The sequence below is a fragment of the Halomonas sp. SIMBA_159 genome, assembly GCF_046536035.1.
Classification (GTDB): domain Bacteria; phylum Pseudomonadota; class Gammaproteobacteria; order Pseudomonadales; family Halomonadaceae; genus Vreelandella; species Vreelandella venusta_A.
Window position 1 is genome coordinate 1 of record NZ_JAWJBT010000024.1, and the last position, 21,458, is coordinate 21,458.

General features: G+C 55.4%; 14 protein-coding genes and 1 pseudogene. 9 read left to right on the plus strand and 6 right to left on the minus strand.

Annotated elements, in window-relative coordinates; translation table 11 throughout:
* Window positions 1–175: 175 nt before the first annotated feature.
* Window positions 176–2,905, minus strand: a complete 2,730-nt coding sequence (locus tag R0J87_RS15210) for an AAA family ATPase (protein ID WP_498887177.1) — start codon at window positions 2,903–2,905, stop codon at window positions 176–178.
* Window positions 2,906–3,112: 207 nt separating this feature from the next.
* On the opposite strand from R0J87_RS15210, the gene R0J87_RS15215 reads away from it, so the two are divergent.
* The 4 genes from R0J87_RS15215 (at window position 3,113) to R0J87_RS15230 (ending at window position 7,937) form a co-directional block, all read left to right on the plus strand.
* A complete protein-coding gene (locus R0J87_RS15215; protein ID WP_498887179.1) occupies window positions 3,113–4,405 on the plus strand; it encodes a serine hydrolase domain-containing protein in 1,293 nt (430 codons plus the stop codon).
* Window positions 4,406–4,497: 92 nt separating this feature from the next.
* The gene (locus R0J87_RS15220; RefSeq protein ID WP_498887181.1) at window positions 4,498–6,078 is read left to right on the plus strand and encodes a ShlB/FhaC/HecB family hemolysin secretion/activation protein; all 1,581 of its coding nucleotides are present in this window, start codon (window positions 4,498–4,500) and stop codon (window positions 6,076–6,078) included.
* Window positions 6,079–6,136: 58 nt separating this feature from the next.
* A complete protein-coding gene (locus tag R0J87_RS15225) occupies window positions 6,137–7,759 on the plus strand; it encodes a serine hydrolase (RefSeq protein WP_498887183.1) in 1,623 nt (540 codons plus the stop codon).
* Window positions 7,737–7,937: a hypothetical protein gene (locus R0J87_RS15230; RefSeq protein WP_498887255.1), complete on the plus strand. Its 201-nt coding sequence runs from the start codon at window positions 7,737–7,739 to the stop codon at window positions 7,935–7,937. The genes R0J87_RS15225 and R0J87_RS15230 overlap by 23 nt, the downstream gene beginning before the upstream one ends.
* A gap of 245 nt (window positions 7,938–8,182) precedes the next feature.
* Here R0J87_RS15230 and R0J87_RS15235 read toward each other — a convergent pair.
* A pseudogene (locus R0J87_RS15235) lies at window positions 8,183–8,512 on the minus strand (transposase); the annotation flags it as partial.
* A gap of 291 nt (window positions 8,513–8,803) precedes the next feature.
* Here R0J87_RS15235 and R0J87_RS15240 point away from each other — a divergent pair.
* The gene (locus R0J87_RS15240) at window positions 8,804–9,361 is read left to right on the plus strand and encodes a hypothetical protein (protein ID WP_498887185.1); all 558 of its coding nucleotides are present in this window, start codon (window positions 8,804–8,806) and stop codon (window positions 9,359–9,361) included.
* A 16-nt stretch (window positions 9,362–9,377) separates the two neighbouring features.
* On the opposite strand, the gene R0J87_RS15245 is transcribed toward R0J87_RS15240, so the two are convergent.
* The 4 genes from R0J87_RS15245 to R0J87_RS15260 all read right to left on the minus strand — a co-directional run bounded on the left by R0J87_RS15245 (window position 9,378) and on the right by R0J87_RS15260 (window position 15,365).
* Window positions 9,378–11,147 (minus strand): TRAP transporter permease, encoded by a 1,770-nt coding sequence (locus R0J87_RS15245; RefSeq protein WP_498887187.1) that lies wholly within the window; start codon window positions 11,145–11,147, stop codon window positions 9,378–9,380.
* 54 nt (window positions 11,148–11,201) lie between these two features.
* Entirely contained in the window at window positions 11,202–12,179 is a 978-nt protein-coding gene (locus tag R0J87_RS15250; RefSeq protein ID WP_498887189.1) for a TAXI family TRAP transporter solute-binding subunit, read from the minus strand.
* Between the two features lie 337 nt (window positions 12,180–12,516).
* Entirely contained in the window at window positions 12,517–14,850 is a 2,334-nt protein-coding gene (locus tag R0J87_RS15255) for a TOTE conflict system archaeo-eukaryotic primase domain-containing protein (protein ID WP_498887249.1), read from the minus strand.
* Between the two features lie 125 nt (window positions 14,851–14,975).
* Window positions 14,976–15,365: a lysozyme inhibitor LprI family protein gene (locus R0J87_RS15260; protein WP_498887191.1), complete on the minus strand. Its 390-nt coding sequence runs from the start codon at window positions 15,363–15,365 to the stop codon at window positions 14,976–14,978.
* Window positions 15,366–15,623: 258 nt separating this feature from the next.
* On the opposite strand from R0J87_RS15260, the gene R0J87_RS15265 reads away from it, so the two are divergent.
* From R0J87_RS15265 to R0J87_RS15280, 4 genes are all read left to right on the plus strand, one after another.
* Complete coding sequence (locus R0J87_RS15265; RefSeq protein WP_498887193.1) at window positions 15,624–16,097, plus strand: hypothetical protein; 474 nt, start codon at window positions 15,624–15,626, stop codon at window positions 16,095–16,097.
* A gap of 28 nt (window positions 16,098–16,125) precedes the next feature.
* Window positions 16,126–16,233: a DUF4236 domain-containing protein gene (locus tag R0J87_RS15270; protein ID WP_498887195.1), complete on the plus strand. Its 108-nt coding sequence runs from the start codon at window positions 16,126–16,128 to the stop codon at window positions 16,231–16,233.
* Between the two features lie 272 nt (window positions 16,234–16,505).
* Window positions 16,506–20,039 (plus strand): type I restriction-modification system endonuclease, encoded by a 3,534-nt coding sequence (hsdR, locus tag R0J87_RS15275; RefSeq protein ID WP_498887197.1) that lies wholly within the window; start codon window positions 16,506–16,508, stop codon window positions 20,037–20,039.
* Between the two features lie 62 nt (window positions 20,040–20,101).
* Entirely contained in the window at window positions 20,102–21,286 is a 1,185-nt protein-coding gene (locus R0J87_RS15280; protein ID WP_498887199.1) for an AAA family ATPase, read from the plus strand.
* Window positions 21,287–21,458 lie beyond the last annotated feature (172 nt).

The window sequence follows — 21,458 nt, forward strand, 5'->3', positions numbered from 1 at the left end:
GTCGAGAGGGTACCGGCGCTGGCCCTCCTTCCTCTACTGTGTGATCCAAAGTGCTGCGGTTATTCTATGAATCCAGGCTATCAAGTGATAAATAACAGATCACTGGCTTCTTGATTGAAACCGAAGCGCAATTGCTTAACAAGGAGATATGTCGTCGGCACGGCTTCTCTCGTTCTCACGTGGCCAACTCAACTCTTCCCTGTGCCCGCGCCAAGAGTTCTGCATGAGCGTGTGCGCGGAGGGCGATGTCGGAGCGGCCTGTCTTTTGAGCCAGACTGGCTCGCAGTCGATGAAGCTCGGGTAGGTACCAGCGCTCGCCGCTCGCCCGGACTATCGCGAAAGCCTGACGTAATGCGTTCATTCCTGCGACTGGATGGCCCATGCTCCCCGCAACCTCTGCGACGAGTCCGTGGCAGAAGGGGAGCGTGATCTTGACGCCCATTGCATTGAAGGCCGAGAGACCCTGCTCAATCCGCGATGCCCCGGTTGTGTCGCCAGACATGGCCTGCGCCCAGCCGGCTAGCATCTCGCCTGCGTCGCCCCAAACGGGCACCGCTTCAGTTCTGCACAGAGCGACTAACGCTTCAGCCCGGTCCCGGGTTAGCTCAATATCGCTACGTAAACGTGCGCAGACCGCGCCACACCACAGCATCTGGGCGCGCCCGAAGGCAGCTCCCAATCGGTCGGCACGTTCACTGCCAGCGGCGAGGTGCCGCTCTGCCTCTGCCGAGGTGCCGTTTAATTCGGCCACACAGGCCGCGTACTGGCGACACACAACCTCGGGGTCCTCACCGAAAAGTCCATTACCGTCCTGCCCAGCATGTCGCGGCGCGATCTCCAGCACGGCGGCGATTTCCGGGATACAAGCCTGTAGGGCACCGGTAAAAAACCGGGTCTGTCCGACGGCATTATGGGCTACCATCGCCATATGAGCCGGTGCCTGAACCGCCAGTGTTTGCAGCCCTAGCGCGAGATCTTCGGCACGGGTTAGTTCAGCTCGCGTCAGGTGATCGTTCCAAAGACCTGCAAGAATCGGGATCGTTGTGGCGGGATCGCCGACCTCGGCAGCTAGCTGCCCCGCGCGGCGGTAGACCTCCCGGAGCTCATCTGCAGTAAACCCATCCGAGACGATGAGTGCCGCCCCGAGTCCGAGCAGGGCATCGAGTTCGGTCGCGCGATCGACCTCAGGCTTCGTCGTACCGATCCCGCTGCCTCGAGTCAGAAGATCCCGTGCACGGCGGAACTGCTCTACGGCATCTATGGAGGCGCCGCGAGCCTGTGCACGCCGCCCTGACTGCACGCGATAGTGTGCGGCGCGCGGCCAGTCGGCGCCGCGTTCAAAGTGATCGGCCAGTACGGAGGCGATCTCGCCCGCTGCGTGACCGTGACTAATCTCCAGTCGGAGACCGACCCTTCGGTGCATGCCTTGCCTGTTCGCCGCCGGCAACCCATCGTAGAGTGCTTCTTGATGTAGCGCATGCCTGAAGGCATAACGTGTGGCCACCGTTCCATCGGGTCGTTGGCTGAGGCCTGCATGGGTGATGAATCGTCGGTTCCGCGCGAGATGTTCCAGCTGCCGCTCCGCCGCTTCCACCCCGTCGCGGTCGTCAGCTAGGTCAATAGCGGAAAAGGTTGGTCCCGCCACGCTGGCGGCTTCAAGCAAGCTGCGTTCCTCGGCCAGCAGGCGGCTAGTGCGTTCGGTCTCGATCAGGATGCGGACACTTGGGGCGATGGCTGCGACCAGTGCCTTGGGTGAGGAGGATAGCTTCCAGCCGACTTCACTCTGCCGCACAAGACCTTGCGCCTGCCAAAAGTCTGCCGCTGCATCAACGAGCATGGCATGGCCCTCGGTTCGTTGGGCAAGGGCCTGTGCTAAATGGGGAGGGAAGGCGTTTCCCTGGAACCGTTCTGCAAGATACCCAGACACTGCCGACTCATCTAGACCGTCAAGGGTGATCAACCTGTAGTCTGGCTGCCGACTTAACTGACCCAGCGTTGTCGCAAGCGTTCCTGCACGGTCTAGTTCGTCGTCACGATAGCTGCCCAGAACCAGTAATCGCGCCGATGTGCGCTGTACCCCCCAAGCGGCTAGCCAGGCTAGCGTACTAGGGTCTGCCCAGTGCAGATCTTCTAACACGAGAACTCCGGAGCGGCCACGGGTCAACTGTTCCATCAGCTCTGAGAATTCCCGCAGCATCGAGCTGTGGCGAGTGCGGTCCAACGCTTCTGTCTCAAAGCGCCGCTGGCGCTGGTGCTTACACCAAGAGGGAGCGATGAGTGGCAAAAGTCGCGCCAGCGTGGCCCCCTCTGGTCCAGCCGCGAGTTGCGTCAATACATCTATCAGCAGCCCATAGGGTTCGCGTGCGCCAGGATGAGCGATGGCCTGACCCCTGGCGACCCACAGTGGCGTGCGCTGGAGTAAACTAGCTTCAAATGCTTCCAGAAGTCGTGTTTTGCCGGCACCCGCTTCGCCAGAAATCAAAGCTATCGCTCGTCGGCCACGCCTAGCGGCGGCGGCCCTTTCACTTAGGGCTTCCAGCTCCTTGTCCCTTCCGAGGCAGCACACTGTCGACGCCGCCACGTGATCTTCATATGCATCGCCGATCAGCGGGATCGGACGCGTCAGTCGGTAGCCCCGGCGGCCCACTGTCTCAATTAGCCCGGTGTCTTTGGCGTTGTCGACCAACATTCGGCGCAATTCGCGGATGCACTGTTTAGGCCCGGCCTCATTACCAGGGCTGTTGCCCCATATCATGCGCCGCAAATCAGCCGTACTAACCACTTCGCCTTGCTGCTCTATCAGTGCCACCAGGACGGAGAGAGTCTTGGGACGTAGGCGCACCTGCACTTCACCGCATAATAGTATGCCTTCGCAGAGATTTACCTCGATATCTTCCGAACTCATGCCGTAGGAGGCCTCAAGACTTAGTGCCGGAAACCATTGCGCATGAATGGCGGCAGCAGTTAAGTAAATGGCTTAGTAAAGCGCGAATTATACCCATATTGCACCTTAATTGAACTTTACACTTCTTTGTTCGCAATCAGAAACGAGCTATCGTCGCTTTTAAGTAAATACAAGCAAAAAAGCGCACAACAGATGAGGGGCAGGCACATGACAGCCATACGGATCCATCATAGAACGGCCCGCTGGCACTGGCCCAACCTCTCGTTTTGCACCGTAGCTTTTGCCTTCGCGACCCCCTTTACTGCGCAGGCTCAGGATCAGTCGCAGCACCTTTGCGTGGCCGACCCAGCGGCAGTGACGGCTCGCGCGACCATCACGCTGCCCGACACGCCGCTGCCTGAGGCGCTGGCCAGTGCCCTCGACGCTGCCGCACGCGAGGCGTTAGAGGGGACCGCTGCGCCCGGGGTTATTGCGGGCGTTGTAACCCCTGAGGGGCAATGGAGTGGTGCTTGGGGCGTCGCAAACCCCGAGACTGGTGCTAGGATGGAAGTCGGCATGCACACACGGATCGGATCGATCACTAAGACCTTCACCGGCACCGTCCTGATGCAGCTGGCCGAGGCTGGCAAGCTATCGCTCGACGATACGATCGACCAGTATGTGTCCGGTGTTCCCAACGGCGACATTATCACCCTGCGCCGCCTGTCCAGTATGACCAGCGGCCTGCTGAGCTATACTCAGGCGGATCCTTTCCTTGAGCTATTCTTCTCAGATCCTAGCTTGCACTACGCTCCACAGGACCTGCTTGATTTTGCCTTCCCTGGCTCGCCTATCTTTGCGCCGGGGGAGAAGTTTGATTATTCGAACACCAATACCGTGCTGCTGGGCCTCGTGATTGAACAAGTGACCGGGCAGGATATAGACACTGTTTTTACTGCGATGATCCTAGACCCGCTTGGCCTAACAGAGACCATCGGCCCTGACAGTGCGGATCTCATACCGGAACCTTATCCGCAGGGCTTTACCCTGCAAGGCGATGCTGCAACGCCGGCTGCGCCCTCGAACGCGACGCATTGGGACCCGTCCTGGGGATGGACAGCAGGCGGAATGATTTCGACCCTCGATGACCTGCTGGTTTATGGGCGCTCCCTCGGCACAGGCAAGGGCCTTCTGGGCGCTGAGGCGCAGCAGGAGCGTCTGCGGTCCTTCCCCGAGCCGGCAGGCTACGGCATCGCCATGGGCTGCGTCGACGGTTGGATCGGCCATACGGGCGAGCTGCCGGGTTACAACACGACGGTGTTCTACGATACGACGACGGACACAACGGTAGTCGTTCAGGCCAACAGTGACATCCCCTCGGGCGATTGTGGAGATGAGGATGTGCTACCGGACAACCCTATCGATCTTGCGTGCAGCTCTCCGGCGAGTCGCGTTTTTGAAGCGTTATCCGTTGCGCTCGGGCATCCGTTTTCGATGACACCAATGGTTCAGGCAGAGTGAGCGCGTTGACAGTGCAGTTTCTTCCCAGCCGTTCCTCAGCCTATCGCTTGGTAGCTCTCGCACTGCTTTGCGTCTGTTTCGCAGAGCCGTCCATGTCGCAGAGCTTGCCGGATGTTAACCGCATTCTATCGGGGCAGACCGTCATCCTGGAACGCTATGAGCCGCCGGCACAGGTGGGGAGTGTCGCCATCGACGTGCAGGACGAGCGCGACAAGACCGACTTTGATAGCGCCAAAAACATTCGTTTTCGTTTGACCTCGGTGAGCGTTGATGGAGCGCGGACGTTGCCGTTATCGGCGTTGACGCCGATCTGGCAGGGCCGCGTCGGCGCCGAGATCACGCTGGCTGATCTTTATCGCATGGCAGACGCCGTAGATGCGGCCTATCTTGCCGCGGGCTACTTTTCCAAGACAGTAGTGCCGGTGCAGGATTTTTCGGATGGACAGATCCGGTTGCAGGTATTTGAAGGCTATGTCGACCGCATCGAGATCAACAGTAATATCCCCGGCATCGAGGACAGGCTAGCTCCCTACCTGCAACGTATCCTGGACATGCACCCGATCCGAGTAAAGGCGGCAGAGCGCGAGCTATTGTTGATGAGCGATCTTGCCGGGCTGTTAATTGAAGGCACATTTGTGCGCCCTGAAAGCGCGACAGGCGGCGGGGTGCTGCGCCTGGAGATCGGACAAGATCGCAGCTCAGGAATGATCGGACTCGACAATCTGGGATCCGACACTGTTGGCCCATTACAAATGGCCGGTGTGGTGACCTTTAACGATGTCCTGAACCAGTTCGAGACCACCAATTTGACCGGAGTCATCACACCGCAACACCCAGGCCGGATGTCACTGGTTCAAATGATGCAAAGCTATCCGATCGGGTCAAACGGACTTAGCGCGGGCTACAGCTTAGTTTACCTGCGCCAACATCCCGACGGTGGAGCTGGTGCACCGGACATCGATGTGACATCCGCCATGGGCTCGGCGTTTCTGTCCTATCCGTTTCTGCGGACGTTGGACCGATCGCTCTGGGGGCAGGCGGAGCTAACGATACGCAATGATGACGTAGACGTTTTTGGCTCGGCCGCCGCCCGTAGTCAATTCCGTTGGGCGACGAATTCACTGCAATATAGCCATAGCTTTGAGACATCAGAGATTAACTTCGAAGGGGCAATGAACTTCGGGACGGCCTCGGATATCGATATAGGCACGGTGACCGGCAACTTTCGCTTTCTTACTACAGAGCTGGGCTATACACAGGCTTTTAGCGATACAACGAGAATGACGTTGCAGGCTCGCGGCCAATATGCTGACCAGCTGCTGCCAGGCGCTGTTCAGTTCGGCGTCGGCGGAGAGACTTATGGCTGGGCCTTTGATAGCAGCACTATCTCTGGCGATAAAGGTGCGGCGGTCTCGGCGCAGGTGAGCCACGATATTGATGTTGGACTAGCATTCTTACCTATATTCTCAACCTCAGCCTTTGTAGATTATGGCTCGGTCTGGTCCAACGATATGCCCGGGCAGATGTATCTTGGCTCCTATGGGGTGGGCCTTGGTGGGGCGTTCTTGGAGCGGCTAAATTTTCAGGTTATCGGCGCGCTTCCTTGGACCCGTTCTAGCATAGTGGACGACCAGGGGGGCAAGCTTATTTTCCAATTGGCAATGCCGTTCTGAATCGGTAGGGGGCGTTCGCCTCACCCGTCGCGCCATCCATCCCACAGGAGACCCTAATATGACCAGACCGAAAGCCGCACGCCCCCTTCTGAGGTCGGCCTGGAGCGTTTTAAGCGCTGCCACAACGTTGATTGCACTCAATACCCCGCTCCATGCGGAGACTATGCCGACCACCGCTTTGCCAGATTCGTCGGTCTCTCCTGCGCGAGCGAGCATTTTGCCGGTGCCTCAGGCACGGATCGACGAAGCAGTCTCCTCCCTTGATGAGCTAGTGCAGGATATGCTGGAGCGAACTGGCGTACCGGGCCTCGCTGTTGCCGTAGTGCATGGGGAAGAGACTCTGCTTATGCGCGGATGGGGGCTGCGGGCGGAGGGCACGGAGGAGCAGGTTGATGCGGATACAGTCTTTCTGCTCGCTTCGTTGTCCAAATCTGTCGGAGCCACAGTGGTGGCCGCGCAGGTCACTGATGGGATCGTCAGTTGGGACGATCCGATTCGCAACCACTTACCATGGTTCGACCTGGGCGATCCGTGGGTCAGCAATCATATCACCATCGGCGATCTCTATGCGCACCGCTCGGGCTTGCCGGATCACGCCGGTGATGATCTCGAAGATGTGGGCTATGACCGCCGCGCGGTGCTAGAGCGACTGTCACTGCTACCCATGGGGCGGTTCAGGGCTGATTACGCCTATACGAACTTCGGCTTGACCGCTGCGGCCGAAGCGGTAGCCGCCGCGACCGGAAAGGACTGGGCCACGCTCTCGGAAGAGTCGCTCTATGGTCCGCTCGGCATGGAAGTAACCAGTTCGCGCCACGCGGATTTTATGGCGCGCGATAATCGCGCGGCGAGCCATGTACCGGATGCCAACGGCTTCAGAGTGGCAGATCTGCGCCAGCCCGATGAGCAAAGTCCAGCGGGCGGGGTGAGCTCTAGCGCTCGAGATATGGCCAAATGGATGAAGCTGGTGCTCTCCAGCGGACGTTTTGAAGGGCAGCAACTGATTGCTCCGGAAGCTCTCGTTCCCGCGCTTTCGCCGCATTCTATCAGCGGCCATCCCAGTGACGCGGCTGATAGGGCTGGCACCTATGGCTACGGCTTTGGTGTCGGCGTGCGCCCCTCTGGGCGCGTTGTGCTGAGCCATTCTGGCGCCTTCGCTTTTGGTGCGGCGACCTCCTATTCGATGCTGCCGGACCTAGGGCTTGGGGTCATTGTGCTGACCAATGCCAGCCCCACCGGCCTCCCCGAGGCATTGACTGCCAGCTTTCTTGATCGCGCAGAGTTTGGTGTGGAACAGCGTGATTGGCTAGCGGCCTACGGGCCGCGCATCGCACCGCTTTCTGCTCCGGTCGGGGATATGGTGGGCGTAGCACCTCAGGCTGAGCCCTCCGAGCCCCGGTCTGCCGGCGCTTATACTGGGGACTATAACAATGCCTATTTCGGTGCAGCTAAGGTACGTGAGACCGCTGATGGCTTGGTGCTCGAGGTTGGCCCCGCACCACAGCGCCTGCGGTTGAACCACTGGGACGGAGACCGCTTTGTCGCCTTCCCGGTGACAGAGAACCAACCAGAGGGCTCGGTTTCGCTGGTTGAGTTCACCATGGGCGCGGATGGGCAAGCAGAATCAGTGACCGTTGAACACCTGAACGAGGCAGGTCTTGGAGGATTTCATCGGTCATGACGCAGTGGATGCCAAACTAATCGACCAACGTAACCCGCTGCGCCTCCGCCATTCGCTGGCCAGCCAGCTACGTACCCTGGTACTGCAGCGTGCGAAGGGCTGGATCAATCTCAGCGAGATCGACATGCTGCGTCGTGACTCACCTGATTTATTATTCAGACGATTGAAAAATAGCTGATAGATCGAGTGATGAGCATATCCAGTTTGACATCTTCCGACCACTAAATCACATCTCTTAAGAAGTAACGTAGCTCAATCTCATAGGTATCATTGAGGCTTAGTTCAGAAAGCTTTTCAAGCATAATGAACCGCCCCGGCTATCTTGAAGGCTTGCTTATATGAGTCAGGCAGTTTCACCCGATTCTCCCCTGCGTTTAGCTTACGTAAAATCCTACTTTTGAGGACCTTGGTTTTTCGGGAGATTATCCACTGATGGCTCAAGTAAGCCCCGTTGGCATTGGCCATAAAACCACTGATTTGCTGAGGACTCCATTCGTCCATCAGTTGGCCTGTTACCCAGCGAATCAGGCTGGGCAGTCGCTTTGTCACTTTCTAGGCGGCACGTCGTCGCTGACCACTTGCCGTTTGTCCTGTGTGAGTATAGCCACGGGCTCGCCCGTTGCGCTTTATCTCGCGGCTAATGGTTCTGCTGTGAACACCAACGTTTTTAGCGATCTGGCGCTGGCTAATACCGGTCTCAAGATAGGCAAAAACTGGGTATCGTTGGCCCTGGGTTAGTTGTCGGTATCCCATGTTCTGCTTCACTTTGGTAGGTAAGGCAGAGAGGGTGCCGGAGCTGGTCCTCCTGCCGCTACCTTGTGATCCAAAGTGCTGCGCTTATTCTATGAATCCAGGATCCAAAAAAGCGTAAGTGACTAGCTGTTGTCATGCCTATTCCGCTTACAGTCAGGAGATCTTATTATGGCCAGAGCACTTAAGGAGTAGGGCCATTGGGGGGCGGAGATACACTGTAAGAAGGCCTGGAAGGAGTGGGAATACTCACTACCTAAATTACAGAGAAGTAACAAAAATAAGGAAAATAACGTGCGTATAGCAACGCTAGGACCCATAGGTAGCAATCACGAACTGGTAGCAAACCGCTATCTCGTTAGGCATGCGCAGCAACAAGGCGACATTATGCTTTACACCGCGTTTGAAGATGCGTTTGAAGCGCTTTTAGCCAACAGTGTCGACTATGTGTTGCAGTGTTCTGCCCACCCGGAGCATGGGAACTGTGTAGGCCGCTATATGCATCGCGCTTTCCCGGTAGACGCATTCATTGCTGGCAGCAAACCTCTGGCCATTATTGCGCGTGCAGGTGTCGATACCCCCAAAACGCTTGCACTACAGCCTGCTACGCGCTTTTACACAGACCTATCGCAGTATGAAGCACTCATCGAAAAACCATCGATCGTCAACGTCTCGCAAGGCCTGTTGAACGGAGAGTACGACGCCGGTATTTGTGCTTTAGAGGTACAGGCCCAGAACCCCCAGCAGCTACGTGTCGTCAAGGAACTAGGACCCGCACTAGACACATGGGTTGTGTTCGGCAGAGCCCCGCTGCCGCACACCGACAGCAGGGTATATTCAGCGAATCAATAGCCATTGACCCTGTAGCTTATAGCGCAAAGATGGCAAGCAACCCTACGATAATCAGCAGCCCCCTAAGCCACACAGCGCGTCGAGCAATGACGCCGTAAGAGATCGCCGTTAACCCCAACGCCACCTTCAACATATCGATTACTGCACTCAGAGGCGCGGTGGCTAACCGAATAATGTCAGGATTAGCCACCATCGCCAGCGGAATAACATACAGCCCAATACCTAGCGCCATGGCTTTCAGCGCCACTTTGAGCCAGTTCTCTTCCACCATGCCGGCGGCAATAAACACACCACCGCAGACGGGGGGCGTAATGGTAGAGAGCAACGCAAACCAAAAAACAAACAGGTGTGCCAATAAAGGCTCCAATCCCAAAGCAGTTAGCGCCGGCCCCGCGACTGACACACAAATCACATAAGCTGCCGTAGTAGGTACTTCCATGCCTAACACTAGGCAAGCCAATGCCGTTAATAAAAGCGCAGGCCAAAGCATCCCACTCGATAACGAAAGAATGCCCGAGGTGATTTTTACGCCCAGCCCCGTGAGTGAAAGCACGCCGATCACCAATGAAGCACAAATAATAATGGCCCCAATCATGGCAATTTGCTTGCCGGCGGTAACCACTGCCTCGCCTAAGCGCCCCCAAAACTGACTCAGCGAAAACGTAAGTGAAACATCAAAAAACAGCAGCAGCACTCCCGCCAATACCGCAATACTCGCTGCATACTGCGGGGTATAACCCCCTACAAAGATACGCTCCAGCAAAATGGCAAAAGGGACCGCGAAGAACAGCGACGTAATCAGCACTTCTTTGCGGGCAGGCTGCTCACTGGCGGAGATAGGGCGAAGATCGTGACGCGTGGCATAGGCATTGATGCCTACCCAGACCGTAAAAAAATACAGTAGGGCAGGGAGCGTCGCCGCCGCCATGATTTGCGTGTACGGCGTCCCAGTGAGTTCCACCATTACAAACGCACCGGCCCCCATCAGTGGCGGCATGATTTGCCCGCCTGAAGAAGCTACTGCCTCGACCGCGCCCGCTAGCGACTTGGGATATCCAAGCCGACGCATGGTCGGAATCGTAATAGCCCCCGTTGACGCAACATTGGCAGAAGCAGACCCCGAAATAGAGCCCATCAATGCAGAAGAGATCACCGATACCTTCGCAGCACCGCCGGTTAATCGGCCCGCAAACGCACTCGCCATATTCATAAAGCCGCGGCCAGCTTCGCCTGCGTTCAGTACTGCGCCAAAAATTACAAAAATCGCCACTACGCCAACACTGACGCCGGTCAGTTTCCCCCAAAGCCCCCCTTCAGCGATGGTGAGCGTGCCTACAAAACTCTGCATGGGCAGGCCAGGATGGCCGAACTGCCCAGGAATATGCTCACCCAATACCGCGTAAGCCAACGCTAACAGCGCCACGCAAGGAAGAGGCCAACCAATAGCGCGTCGTGCCGTTTCAAGCGCCAAGAAGATCAGAAACACGCCAGTGATCATTTGGGTATTGCCGTAAATGAAGCCGTATTGGTTCGCCAGCGCCGTCTCGTTCAGCGCGATATAGCCACATGCAGCAATCCCCAGCAGCGTCAGTACCCCGCCACTCGCACGCTGAAAGGGAGTGGAGGCCGCAAAAATAAGAATCCAAGGGAGGATCAACGCCATATGAATTGGGCGACTGACTAACGCAGGAGTAAGCCCATAAAAGATCAATCCGATATGAAAGATCACCGTCACAGCGCCCAACGCCACCCAAATCGGGTGGCGCGGAGAGTTCGTATTCAGCATAGCCAGTGCCTTAATGACACGGCCGGCGCAAGGCCGGCCAAAGGAGGGTAAACGTTAGCGGAGGTGATCAGGAAACTCGATACCTTCTTCATCGTAATAGCGAATGGCACCAGGGTGTAGGGTGCCCGCAATATTCGCTATCATCTCGTGGGAGATACCTCCCCACCACGCAGTGTCTTCGGCCATGGCTTCGCGTCGTTCCCAGAAGGTGCGCGTAAGCGTATAGGCGGTTTCCTCATCCATATCGGTCGTCGTGTAAGCAATGACGGGTAAAGACGTTGTTTCGACATCTTCATCAATACCGGGATAACTGCCACCTGGGATGGTTTGGCGTGCAGCTCCTGTTTGCTCGATCTGCTCGTCGGTCAGGCTCACCAGGCTGATCGGCATACTCGCAGCGGTTTCAATCACGTTGGGCGTAGGAAAAGAGCTTGCGGTAACGAAAGCGTCGATCTGACCATTTTTCAGCGCATCTGGGCCACTACCGATCTCCGCATTGGCAATACGCACACTATCCATCAAATCAAACAGCTCTAGATAGCGCTCTGCCTCACGAGCACCAAACGTACCGCGACCAATCAGCACATGTTTATCTTCAAGGGCGTCGAGCCCAACGACACCGTCATCGCTATTCACCACAAAATGCATGGTTATGGCAGGAATCGGGAACAAGCCACGAATGTTCTCAAAACGAGGATTCGGACGCTCAGCAAATGCCCCTTCCCCAGCAGCCGCTTGTGTGACAAGTGCAGGAGGCGTGGTAAACACATAGTTTCCAGAGCGCGCCATCACTTCCATCACGTTTTGAACCGAGCCTTGGCTCTCTTCTAGTGTGATGACGATGTCGCCGTCGGTGCCTGCTTTTATCGCTTCAGACAGTTCAACGCCCATTTGATAATACGCGGTGCCCGCCGAGGCGGATTTATAGGTCACACGCGTTTCTGCGTGAGCCGTCAGCGCAGTCATACCCATTAACACAGCCACGGCAGAACAGAGCAGGCCGCGGGAAAGTCGAGGCTGGCGATGGAGCATGGTTTCTCCTTGGAGTGTGTCCAGTATAAGTGTATCGTTCTTTTATTATCAATGACCTACTGACTACAGAGTAGCTAGCAGAAACGTCACTATAAAAGCATGCACACTACTCGGCAATCACTGCTGTCTTTTCTGTATTTAGCGCAGAAAGGAGCTTTTAAACATTTTACGGCCCCGGTGCTGCAAAGATTTAGGCTGAGGGTGAGGTGTATTCGAAATCATGCAGCTTGGTGAGATAAAGATATGCTGGCATAAAATCTTGAGAGCGGATCTCAATAATAATGTCACAATGGCATCGCTTGAGTCGTTGTCCTGTATCTAACTGTGCTCGCAACATCTAAAGCAGCTTGTTTTGCACTGTAGCGGTAAACTGATACCCCATGGCTTTGTAGCCTTTCTCGCGTTTTCGATACATGCGTTCAAGCATTGGCAGTCCAGTATCAAGGTAGTCATAGATAGCGACTTCCTGCTTGCCTTCAACCGCTCTATGAATCCTGCCAGCGTATTGTGACAGCGTTCCCTTCCAGGCGATGGGCAGTGCTAAAAACAGCGTGTCTAACCGAGGCAAGTCAAAACCTTCACCGATGTATTTGCCAGTTGCAACAATAACCTGAGCTTTATGTAACTGGGCTTCCGCTGCCTGACGCTCTTTGACGCGCATCCCTCCACGTAACACAACCGACGATATCGACTCAGCGGCCAACAGTGCTGCTAGTGCCTCAGCGTGCTCTCGTCGTTCCGTCAGGAGAAGGCAGTTTGCCTGGTTGTTCACGCAGCTTGCTACATCCTGAACAATGTCTTTATTGCGGGCGTTGTTCTGTGCAAGCCAACGGTAAACTGAGGCTATATGGGGGCGCTCATGAGACTGACAGATATCGGCGGGTGGAATTTCATGACGCTCCCGAATGATGACGTGCTGAACAAACTGGGAGCTGTGTTCCGCCCTAACTTTGTGACGAACGGGCCCCGCAATCATCAACATGATCTTTTGGTGCCCATCCTGGCGGTCAGGCGTTGCGGTTAGCCCGACGACATAGCGGGCGCTGACTTCGTTAAGAAGCATCTCGTAGCGCGGAGCTGAGATATGGTGACATTCATCGATAATGATCTGGCCATACTCTTTAGCCAGGTCGGAGACCGTATTGTCTTTTTTATTGATCAGGCTCTGGTAGGTGGCAACGTCGATCTGGCCGGTAGGTTTCTTTTTTCCACCACCGATGACACCCACAGAGGCACCCTCAATAAAGGTTTCTAGGCGCTCCTTCCATTGTCCTAGTAACTGGCGACTATGAGTGAGTATCAATGTGTTGACCTGTCGCTTGGCGATAAGGCCAATGGCCGTTACGGTTTTGCCGAACGCGGTCGGCGCATGCAGCACCCCGGTATCATGCTCGGCAAGTGCCTCCACAGCCCTATTCTGCTCATCACGCAGCGTTGCTTTCAGACTGATGCCATTTAGAACCTGGCCGGGTAGTCTGCGATCATCGAGGTTTACCGTAATTCCTTGGCCCAGCAGCAATGCTTGGAGTTCGTCAAAACAGCCTCTTGGTACCGAGAGATAACCTTGCTCGATTCGGACACAAGAGATATAGCGAGGAATACCATGCGTTGAGAAACGCAGTGCTTGTGTTTTGAAAAAGACGGGATTGGCAAAGCTCGCCATGCGCTTAATGCGAGCAGCCAGCATCCCTGGTATATCTGACAACTTCATATAAATATGATTAGCCAGTATGAGCGTGACGGTGTCAGGGCATCCGGTTATTTTCCCTGTCTCAACGGGTAGCGCTTGCTCCCAAGGCAATGCAACGTCTGCGGTAGCATCGGCATCAGGTTTCCTGCCGATCTTTTCTCCGAGCTGATCCGGTGAGAGAGATTTTTGCCGACTGAGTAGGGCCCATTGATCCGGATAAGGTGTCAAGTTATCGTCAACGAACACTGTACAGCCGCGATGTCGCGCCTGGTGTTGAAGTGGCAGGGCAATCAAATTGCCAAACCCACCCGCAGGTATCGTGTCTTGATTCGGGAACAACCGGTCATAAGAACTGAAGGACAAGCCCGGATGGAGATTCATGGCTTTATCCAGCAGCTTGAATCCCAACGTCCTCGCTGACCAGGCCGGAACGGCTTCCGAAAAGAATATCCACAGATGGGCACCCGCTCCTGACCGAGAGATTTCAACAAGATAAGGAATACCTTCATCACGACAGGCTTGAGCAAGCGCAAGAACGTCAGCTTTCCAATTCTCTTTATCAAAATCGACTGCCAGCAAATAGCAGGAACTATCCGGCAGTAAAGGGTAAAGGCCAGCCACCTGCTTGCCAGAAAGATGGTCGTACACCGCGCTGACGTTTAGGGGTTTGAATTGTCGGTGGGGACATTCCCCGCACTTGACCTGGGGTTTCTGACAGAGCCCTGGGACCCATTCATTCTCACAAGCGACGGCATAGCCGGAACGGCCACTGGAGTTCTGCCAGCGAATCGCATAGACGTCCTGCCTGCCATGAAAAAGCTTCCCGAACAGCTCGACTTTTTGATCGGGGGTTAGCGGCGGTACAGTTAGCCGGTGCGCAACATGCTGCAGCTCGCGCTTCTGGGAAAGAAGGTCAGCCTTTTCCCTCTCAAGCTCTGATAGCCTTAACTCAATAGCAGCAAGCTCTTGATCTGCTCGGATACCTACCTCGTGCTTAGTGCAGTTACTTTATTTGATGATTGCGTGTTTCAGTAGAGGCTTATGAACGCTAATTTACCGTCAGGGCTTTAACAAAGTGAGCATCATCATGCCCACTTTTCTGGTATTCACGGCTGCATTAGATTTTCTAATTCATCCGCTCGCCGAGTGGTTTCTCGGAGCAAACATGAATTGGCGTTGATGCGCGCCATTGTTCCTCCTTCTGGGTCAGCATAGAAACTGCAATTGGCTTCCTTGTATGTAATCCATATCCGTTGGACGCTAAGCAGCTGGTCGCGACGTTCATCGCTGAGGTGGCCACGAAGCTGCTGGTAGTTGTCATTGAGCCGCTGGTCCTGGCGTTCATATTCGTTTGATATGCAGGTGACTATATCGAGAGTGCTAACCGCTTGCTGCATACATGCCTCATAGGATTTTGAATATTCGTTACCGTAAGCGGAAGCGCTAGTCAGAAGGGTAGCGACGAGTAGGAGACGTTTGATATTGAGGCGTTTCATGGCGCTATTGCTCTCTGTTCAATTGTTGTACTGATGCTTGCCGACAAGAAAGTGGCGATTGGCTTAAATTCATTGCTTCTATTATCAAGATGGCTAATTATTCTGAAGCATGGTCGCGAGCGCATACCGCACAGAAAAGCAGAGGTTACCGAGTCGTGAAGCTGTTACTTTTTATAAGTCCCTGCTCACTAAAAAGCTATTGATTTAAAAATGAGAAACGCGCTGTCCTTACCCCAGCTATGGGAAAGCACCAAATACGTGTCGTGGCCCAAAAGCCACAGTAACCCCATGGTGCGCGTGCCACGCCCGTCGGGGAAACCTGAAACTAAGTCGATCCCGCGCTTAGCCAGTGAATACGATACTTTTGAGCGCTGCCTTGCGTATCGAGACCAACGTGGCAGAGAGATTTGGGGCGAGCGTCGTTGGAAGGAGCTGTTGCGAGTAGAGGCACGTTCCGTCGCGCGTCATCGTGAACAGCCCGCTGGCCCGATAACGGGCGTTTACCACTATGAACGCCCCACGGGAACAACACTCTGGGTGGCGGCTTGGTATGAGTTGATGCCCAACGGTTCACGCAAAAAACGCAGCGCGCAGTTCAGTTACGGTACGTCACGCACCCGCTATGCGACCTCAGAAGAAGCCATGCAGGCGGCGATTAAACGGCGGCAAGAGGAAGAGGCGCGCTGGTACTGTGTCGTGGGTAAGCGCGATCAACGGCGCGTGAACCAGTGACGTAAGGTTCCAGCTTCAAGGCGTGTCGATGGCTTTTCGTTTTCAACGTCGTATTTCGCTTGCGCCCGGCGTGCGCCTGAATATCAGCAAGCGTAGTGTGGACCTCTCTGTCGGCTTACTGAAAGATGCAGGCTAGGTCGTGCTGGTGGCACAAGGCTAACGACCGAATCATTCGCGTGATACGTAAATGGTTATGGCCACCGACTTTCAGCTAGATGTGTGTGAGTATCGCTAGGCTAGTCCACTCTGTCAGCCTAGTTCTCTTTAAAGTACTGCTGATAGGTTAAGTGTTCTGTGTCTTCAGCTGCATCAGGACTGGTCATTTCGCACCACCCTGATAAAGTCCATTGATTAGTAACATAATGCTGAAAGCTGAATCTTTCTTAGCAAGTGCTAAATGCAGATGACATGGAGCCGTTTGTGCGAGTCAGCGACCAAATCTCAACAAATTTTAGTTTCCTAGCCGAGCATGACGCGCTTTTTGTTCAGTTGGCATCCGCTGCTGAGGGGGCTTTCTCCAGCGACCCTAACACTACCCTTATCAAACTCCGCCAGCTAGGCGAAGCGCTTGCTCAGCATCTGGCCGCGCTATCCGGTCTCGAATGTGACGAACAAACCAGCCAGTCGGAGCTTCTTTACCGCCTGAACCGGGAATTGCGTCTGGAACCGCAGATAAAAGAGCTGTTCCATATTCTGCGTATCGAGGGCAACAAAGCCACTCACCAGTTCCGCACCCAACACAAAGAAGCGATGGACGGCCTGAAAGTGGCGCGGGCTTTGGCCATCTGGTTTCACCGTTCCTTTGGTAATGCCGGTGCCCGTTTCAGCCCCGGCCCCTTTGTGCCGCCCGCCGACCCCAGCGCGCAGTTGCGACAGCTTCAGAGTGACATCGAAAAACTCCGCCACGACCTACAGCACGCCAACATGGCGCTGGATAGCAGCCAACAGCTCAGCCAGCTGATCGAGCAGGAAAAAGCCGAATATGAAGCGCTGGCCGTGGCCATGGATGAGGAGTCCCGTGCTTTGGCGGAACAAGCCCGCCAGCACGAACAGGCCTTAAGCCGACAGCAACAGGCCTACGAGCAAAAGATCAAAGCGCTGCAACAACAGCTTACTCAGCAGGGCGAACAAACCGTCAACCAGCAGCGCCAGCAAGTTGCCAAAAAGACCAAGGCGGCCACCGATACGCTGGTGCTGAGCGAAGAGCTCACCCGTATCCTGATCGACCAGCAATTGCAGGAAGCCGGCTGGGAAGCAGATAGCCAGGAGATTACCTTCCAGAAAGGCGCACGCCCTGAGAAATGCATCTATCGTGCCATCGCCGAATGGCCCACCCACCATAACGGAGAGAAGGGCTGGGCAGATTACGTACTGTTCGTAGGGTTAACCCCGGTTGCGGTGGTGGAAGCCAAGAAAGAGAACACTAACGTCGCTGGTAAAATCAGCCAGGCCGAACGGTACAGCCAGGGCTTTAAGGTAGAGGCACCGTTAGTCGGCGCCTGGGAGCAGATAGGCCGCACCATCGCTTGGCCCGCTGACGAGAGCGGCCACTACCACGTACCTTTTGTGTATTCCTGCAACGGTCGCCCCTATGTACCGCAGCTGGCGGAACAATCTGGCACCTGGTTTCGGGATGTGCGCGAGCCCAGCAACCTGCGCCGGGCACTGCCGCAGTTCCACACCCCCGGCGGCCTGCTGGATTTGCTGGAACGGGACAAGGAAAGCGCCGAGAAACGGTTAAAGGAAGAGCCCTTCGGCTACCTGAAACTGCGGGAATACCAACAGAACGCCATCATCGCCACCGAAAACGCCCTGGCGCGTGGCGTGCGCACCGCGCTGCTGGCCATGGCCACCGGCACCGGTAAAACCCGTACCATCATCGGGTTGATGTACCGCTTTCTGAAAGTCGAACGCTTCCACCGCATCCTATTCCTGGTGGACCGCACCGCGCTAGGCCAGCAAGCCACCGATGCCTTCAACGAAGCGCCGTTAGAACAGAACCACACCCTCAGCAAGATCTACAACGTCGCTGAACTGGGCGACATGGCGACCGAAGCGGAAACCCGCATTCAGGTGGCCACGGTGCAGGCCATGGTGAAACGCATCTTTATGAGCGACAACCCACCACCCATCGACCAGTTCGATTGCATCATCATCGATGAAGCCCACCGGGGTTACACCCTGGACCAGGAAATGACCGAAGGCGAATTGGCCCTGCGGGACACCAGCCAGTACTTGTCCAGCTACCGCAGGGTGTTGGACTACTTCGATGCGGTGAAAATCGGCCTGACTGCTACTCCGGCCAAACACACCAGCGAGATTTTCGGCAAACCGGTTTACACCTATTCCTATCGGGAAGCCGTGGCCGACGATTGGCTGATCGACCACGAACCGCCCATCCGCTTTGAGACCCTGCTCACCCAAAACGGCATTACCTTCGAGAAGGGCAAACCGGTCGACGTCATCAACACCCAGACCGGCGAAGTGGACACCACCGAACTGGAAGACGAACTTAGTTTCGAGGTGGATGCCTTCAACCGCCGCGTGATCAATGACAACTTCAACCGGGTCATCTGCGAACAGCTGGTGCAAGAGCTGGACCCGTTCGGCGACGAGAAAACATTGATTTTCTGTGCCACCGACCTGCATGCGGATATGGTGAAAACCCAGCTCGATAAAGCCTTCAAAGATTTGTATAACGGCCGTTACAACGAAGCCGCGGTGGCCAAGATCACCGGCCAAAGCGACAAGGTGAACCAGCTCATCCGTCGCTACAAGAACGAGCGCTACCCTAGCATTGCTATTACGGTAGACCTGCTGACCACCGGTATCGACGTTCCACGCATCTGCAACTTGGTATTCATGCGCCGCATACGCTCACGCATCCTGTATGAGCAGATGATTGGTCGCGCCACCCGCCGCTGTGACGAGATCGGCAAGACCGTGTTTCGCATCTACGACCCGGTGGATATCTACGCCGCCCTGCAGGATGTGAACACCATGAAGCCACTGGTGAAAGATCCCAACATCACCCTGGAGCAGCTGGTAGACGAACTCACCGACGACGAGCAGCTGGAAAAAGCCCTCGCTAGCCCCGGCGAGCAACCGGATGAAAGCCAGGCCGATGTGGTGCTCAGCCAACTCAGCCAGAAACTCATGCGGGTGCTGCGTAAGGCCGACAACAAAGCCGAAAACCGCCCGGAATTGAAGCAGAAGCTGGACGAACTGCAGCAGAGCTGGGGCGTGGAGCCTAAATCTCTGCACGCCCACCTGCGCGAGCTTGGTCCCCGGCAGGCCTCGGCATTTATCAAACAGCACAGCGGACTGCTGAACCAGCTAGCCGAGGTAAAATCCCTGGTGGGTAGTGACACCATGCCGCTGATTTCCGACCACGAAGATGAAATCCGCGAGCGTTTTCAGAGCTATGGAGCGCATGACAGACCAGAAGACTACCTGGAAAGCTTCAACGAGTTCATCAAACAGCAGCTCAACCAGTCTGCCGCCCTAGCGGTGGTGGTCAACAAACCCCGCGACCTCACCCGTGAGCAGCTACGGGAAGTAAAGCTGCTGCTGGACAACCACGGCTACTCCGAAGCCCGCCTGCAAAGCGCTGTGCGCAACCAGACCAATAAAGACATCGCTGCCAGCATCATCGGCTACATCCGCCGTGCGGCTCTGGGCGAGCCATTGATTCCGTTTGAACAGCGTGTGGCGGAAGCCATGGATCGCATCTACATCCAGCACAACTGGACACCGAACCAGCGCAAATGGCTAGAACGCCTCGCAAAGCAACTGGTGCACGAAGTCATCATCGACCGGGAGTTTGTGAACCATCGCTTTGCCGACGACGGCGGAGCGAAGCAGATGAACAAGGTGCTGGGGGAGCAGTTGGATACCGTGTTGGAAGAGCTGAATGAGGCGATGTGGCCCAGTGCGAGCTAATTCACGCTTGAGATTGGTATAAAAGCGCAATATCAACAAAAATACGTTGAATTGGCGGGTATATGATAAAGAATCTAAGCTTCAGCAATTTTTACAGCTTTGCCGATGAAACGGTTATTGATTTTAGCTTGGGAAAAAAGCCCACACCTTCTGGCTATGACATCACTGTGGATAACGAGCGTTTTAACAAAGCGCTTGCCGTGGTAGGGGCGAACGGTTCAGGCAAAACGCAACTATTGAAACCGCTGGCGTTTCTGAACTGGTTTGGCGCTAGCTCGTTTTTAGGAGGCAACCCCGAGAAGGATATTCCCTGTGGTGCTCATTTACTTCACATGGAGACCCCAAGCCGCTTTGAGCTTGAGTTCAGGGTGGCAGGTGTTGACTACCGCTATCAGTTAGAACTAACCCCCAAGCAGGTATTGTTCGAGGCGCTCTTTGAGAAAACCAGTACCCAGTACAGCTACCTCTTTAAGCGCGAAAAGAGTGAGCAAGGGTACAGCTTTAAGCAGAAAGGCTTTCCATTTCCCAAGGCGCAGGCTGAAAAGCTTCGTGGTAATGCGTCACTCATTAGCGCTGCGCACAGCTACGATATTGCTGAAGCAAAGCCCTTTATCGATTTTTTTGAGCACATAAAAACCAATGTAGTGGGTAGAGGACGCCAGCATTTTCAGCACGGCGATATCTTGGGCGCAGCAGAAAAGTTTCAGAAGGCACCTGATTTGCTCAAGCGAATGTCAGACGCCATGTGTGAATTTGATCTTGGGCTGGGCAGTGTGGAGATAAAGAAACTGACCGCGCGGGATAAAACCGGTCGGGAAGAGCCTGTGTTTGTCCCGTTTGGCTTGCATACCACGGACGATGGGAAGGCATTTGAGCTGCCCTTTTTTGAAGAATCCAGCGGCACTCAGTCAGCCTTTGTCCTGCTTGAGCCTATCTTGCATACCTTGCAGCATGGAGGGGTGGCCGTCATTGATGAGATTGACAACGACCTGCATCCACACTTGATCCCCCACTTGTTGGAGTGGTTTGAGTTTGAGCATACTAACCCCCATCAAGCGCAGCTGATCTTCACCTGCCATACGCCCGAGGTGCTGAATCTGTTGCAAAAGCATCAAGTGTATTTGGTTGAAAAGCGTAATCAGCGCAGTGAAGCTTGGCGCTTGGATGATATGGCGGGCCTTCGCGCGGATGATAACCTGTACGCTAAATACATGGCCGGGGCGCTCGGCGCTACGCCGGAGCTGTAACCTCTATGGCAAGAAAACGCCCCCAACAACGCCAGCGCCGTTTGGCTAGCAAAACCACCTCGAACAGGCGACCAATGATGCAGTCATCGCTGTGAAAAGAGCGCTTGTGCAGAAACCCTCCTGACGCCTGGCCTACGCCTAAAAAATAACCGGTGCTCAACAACATGCGCCG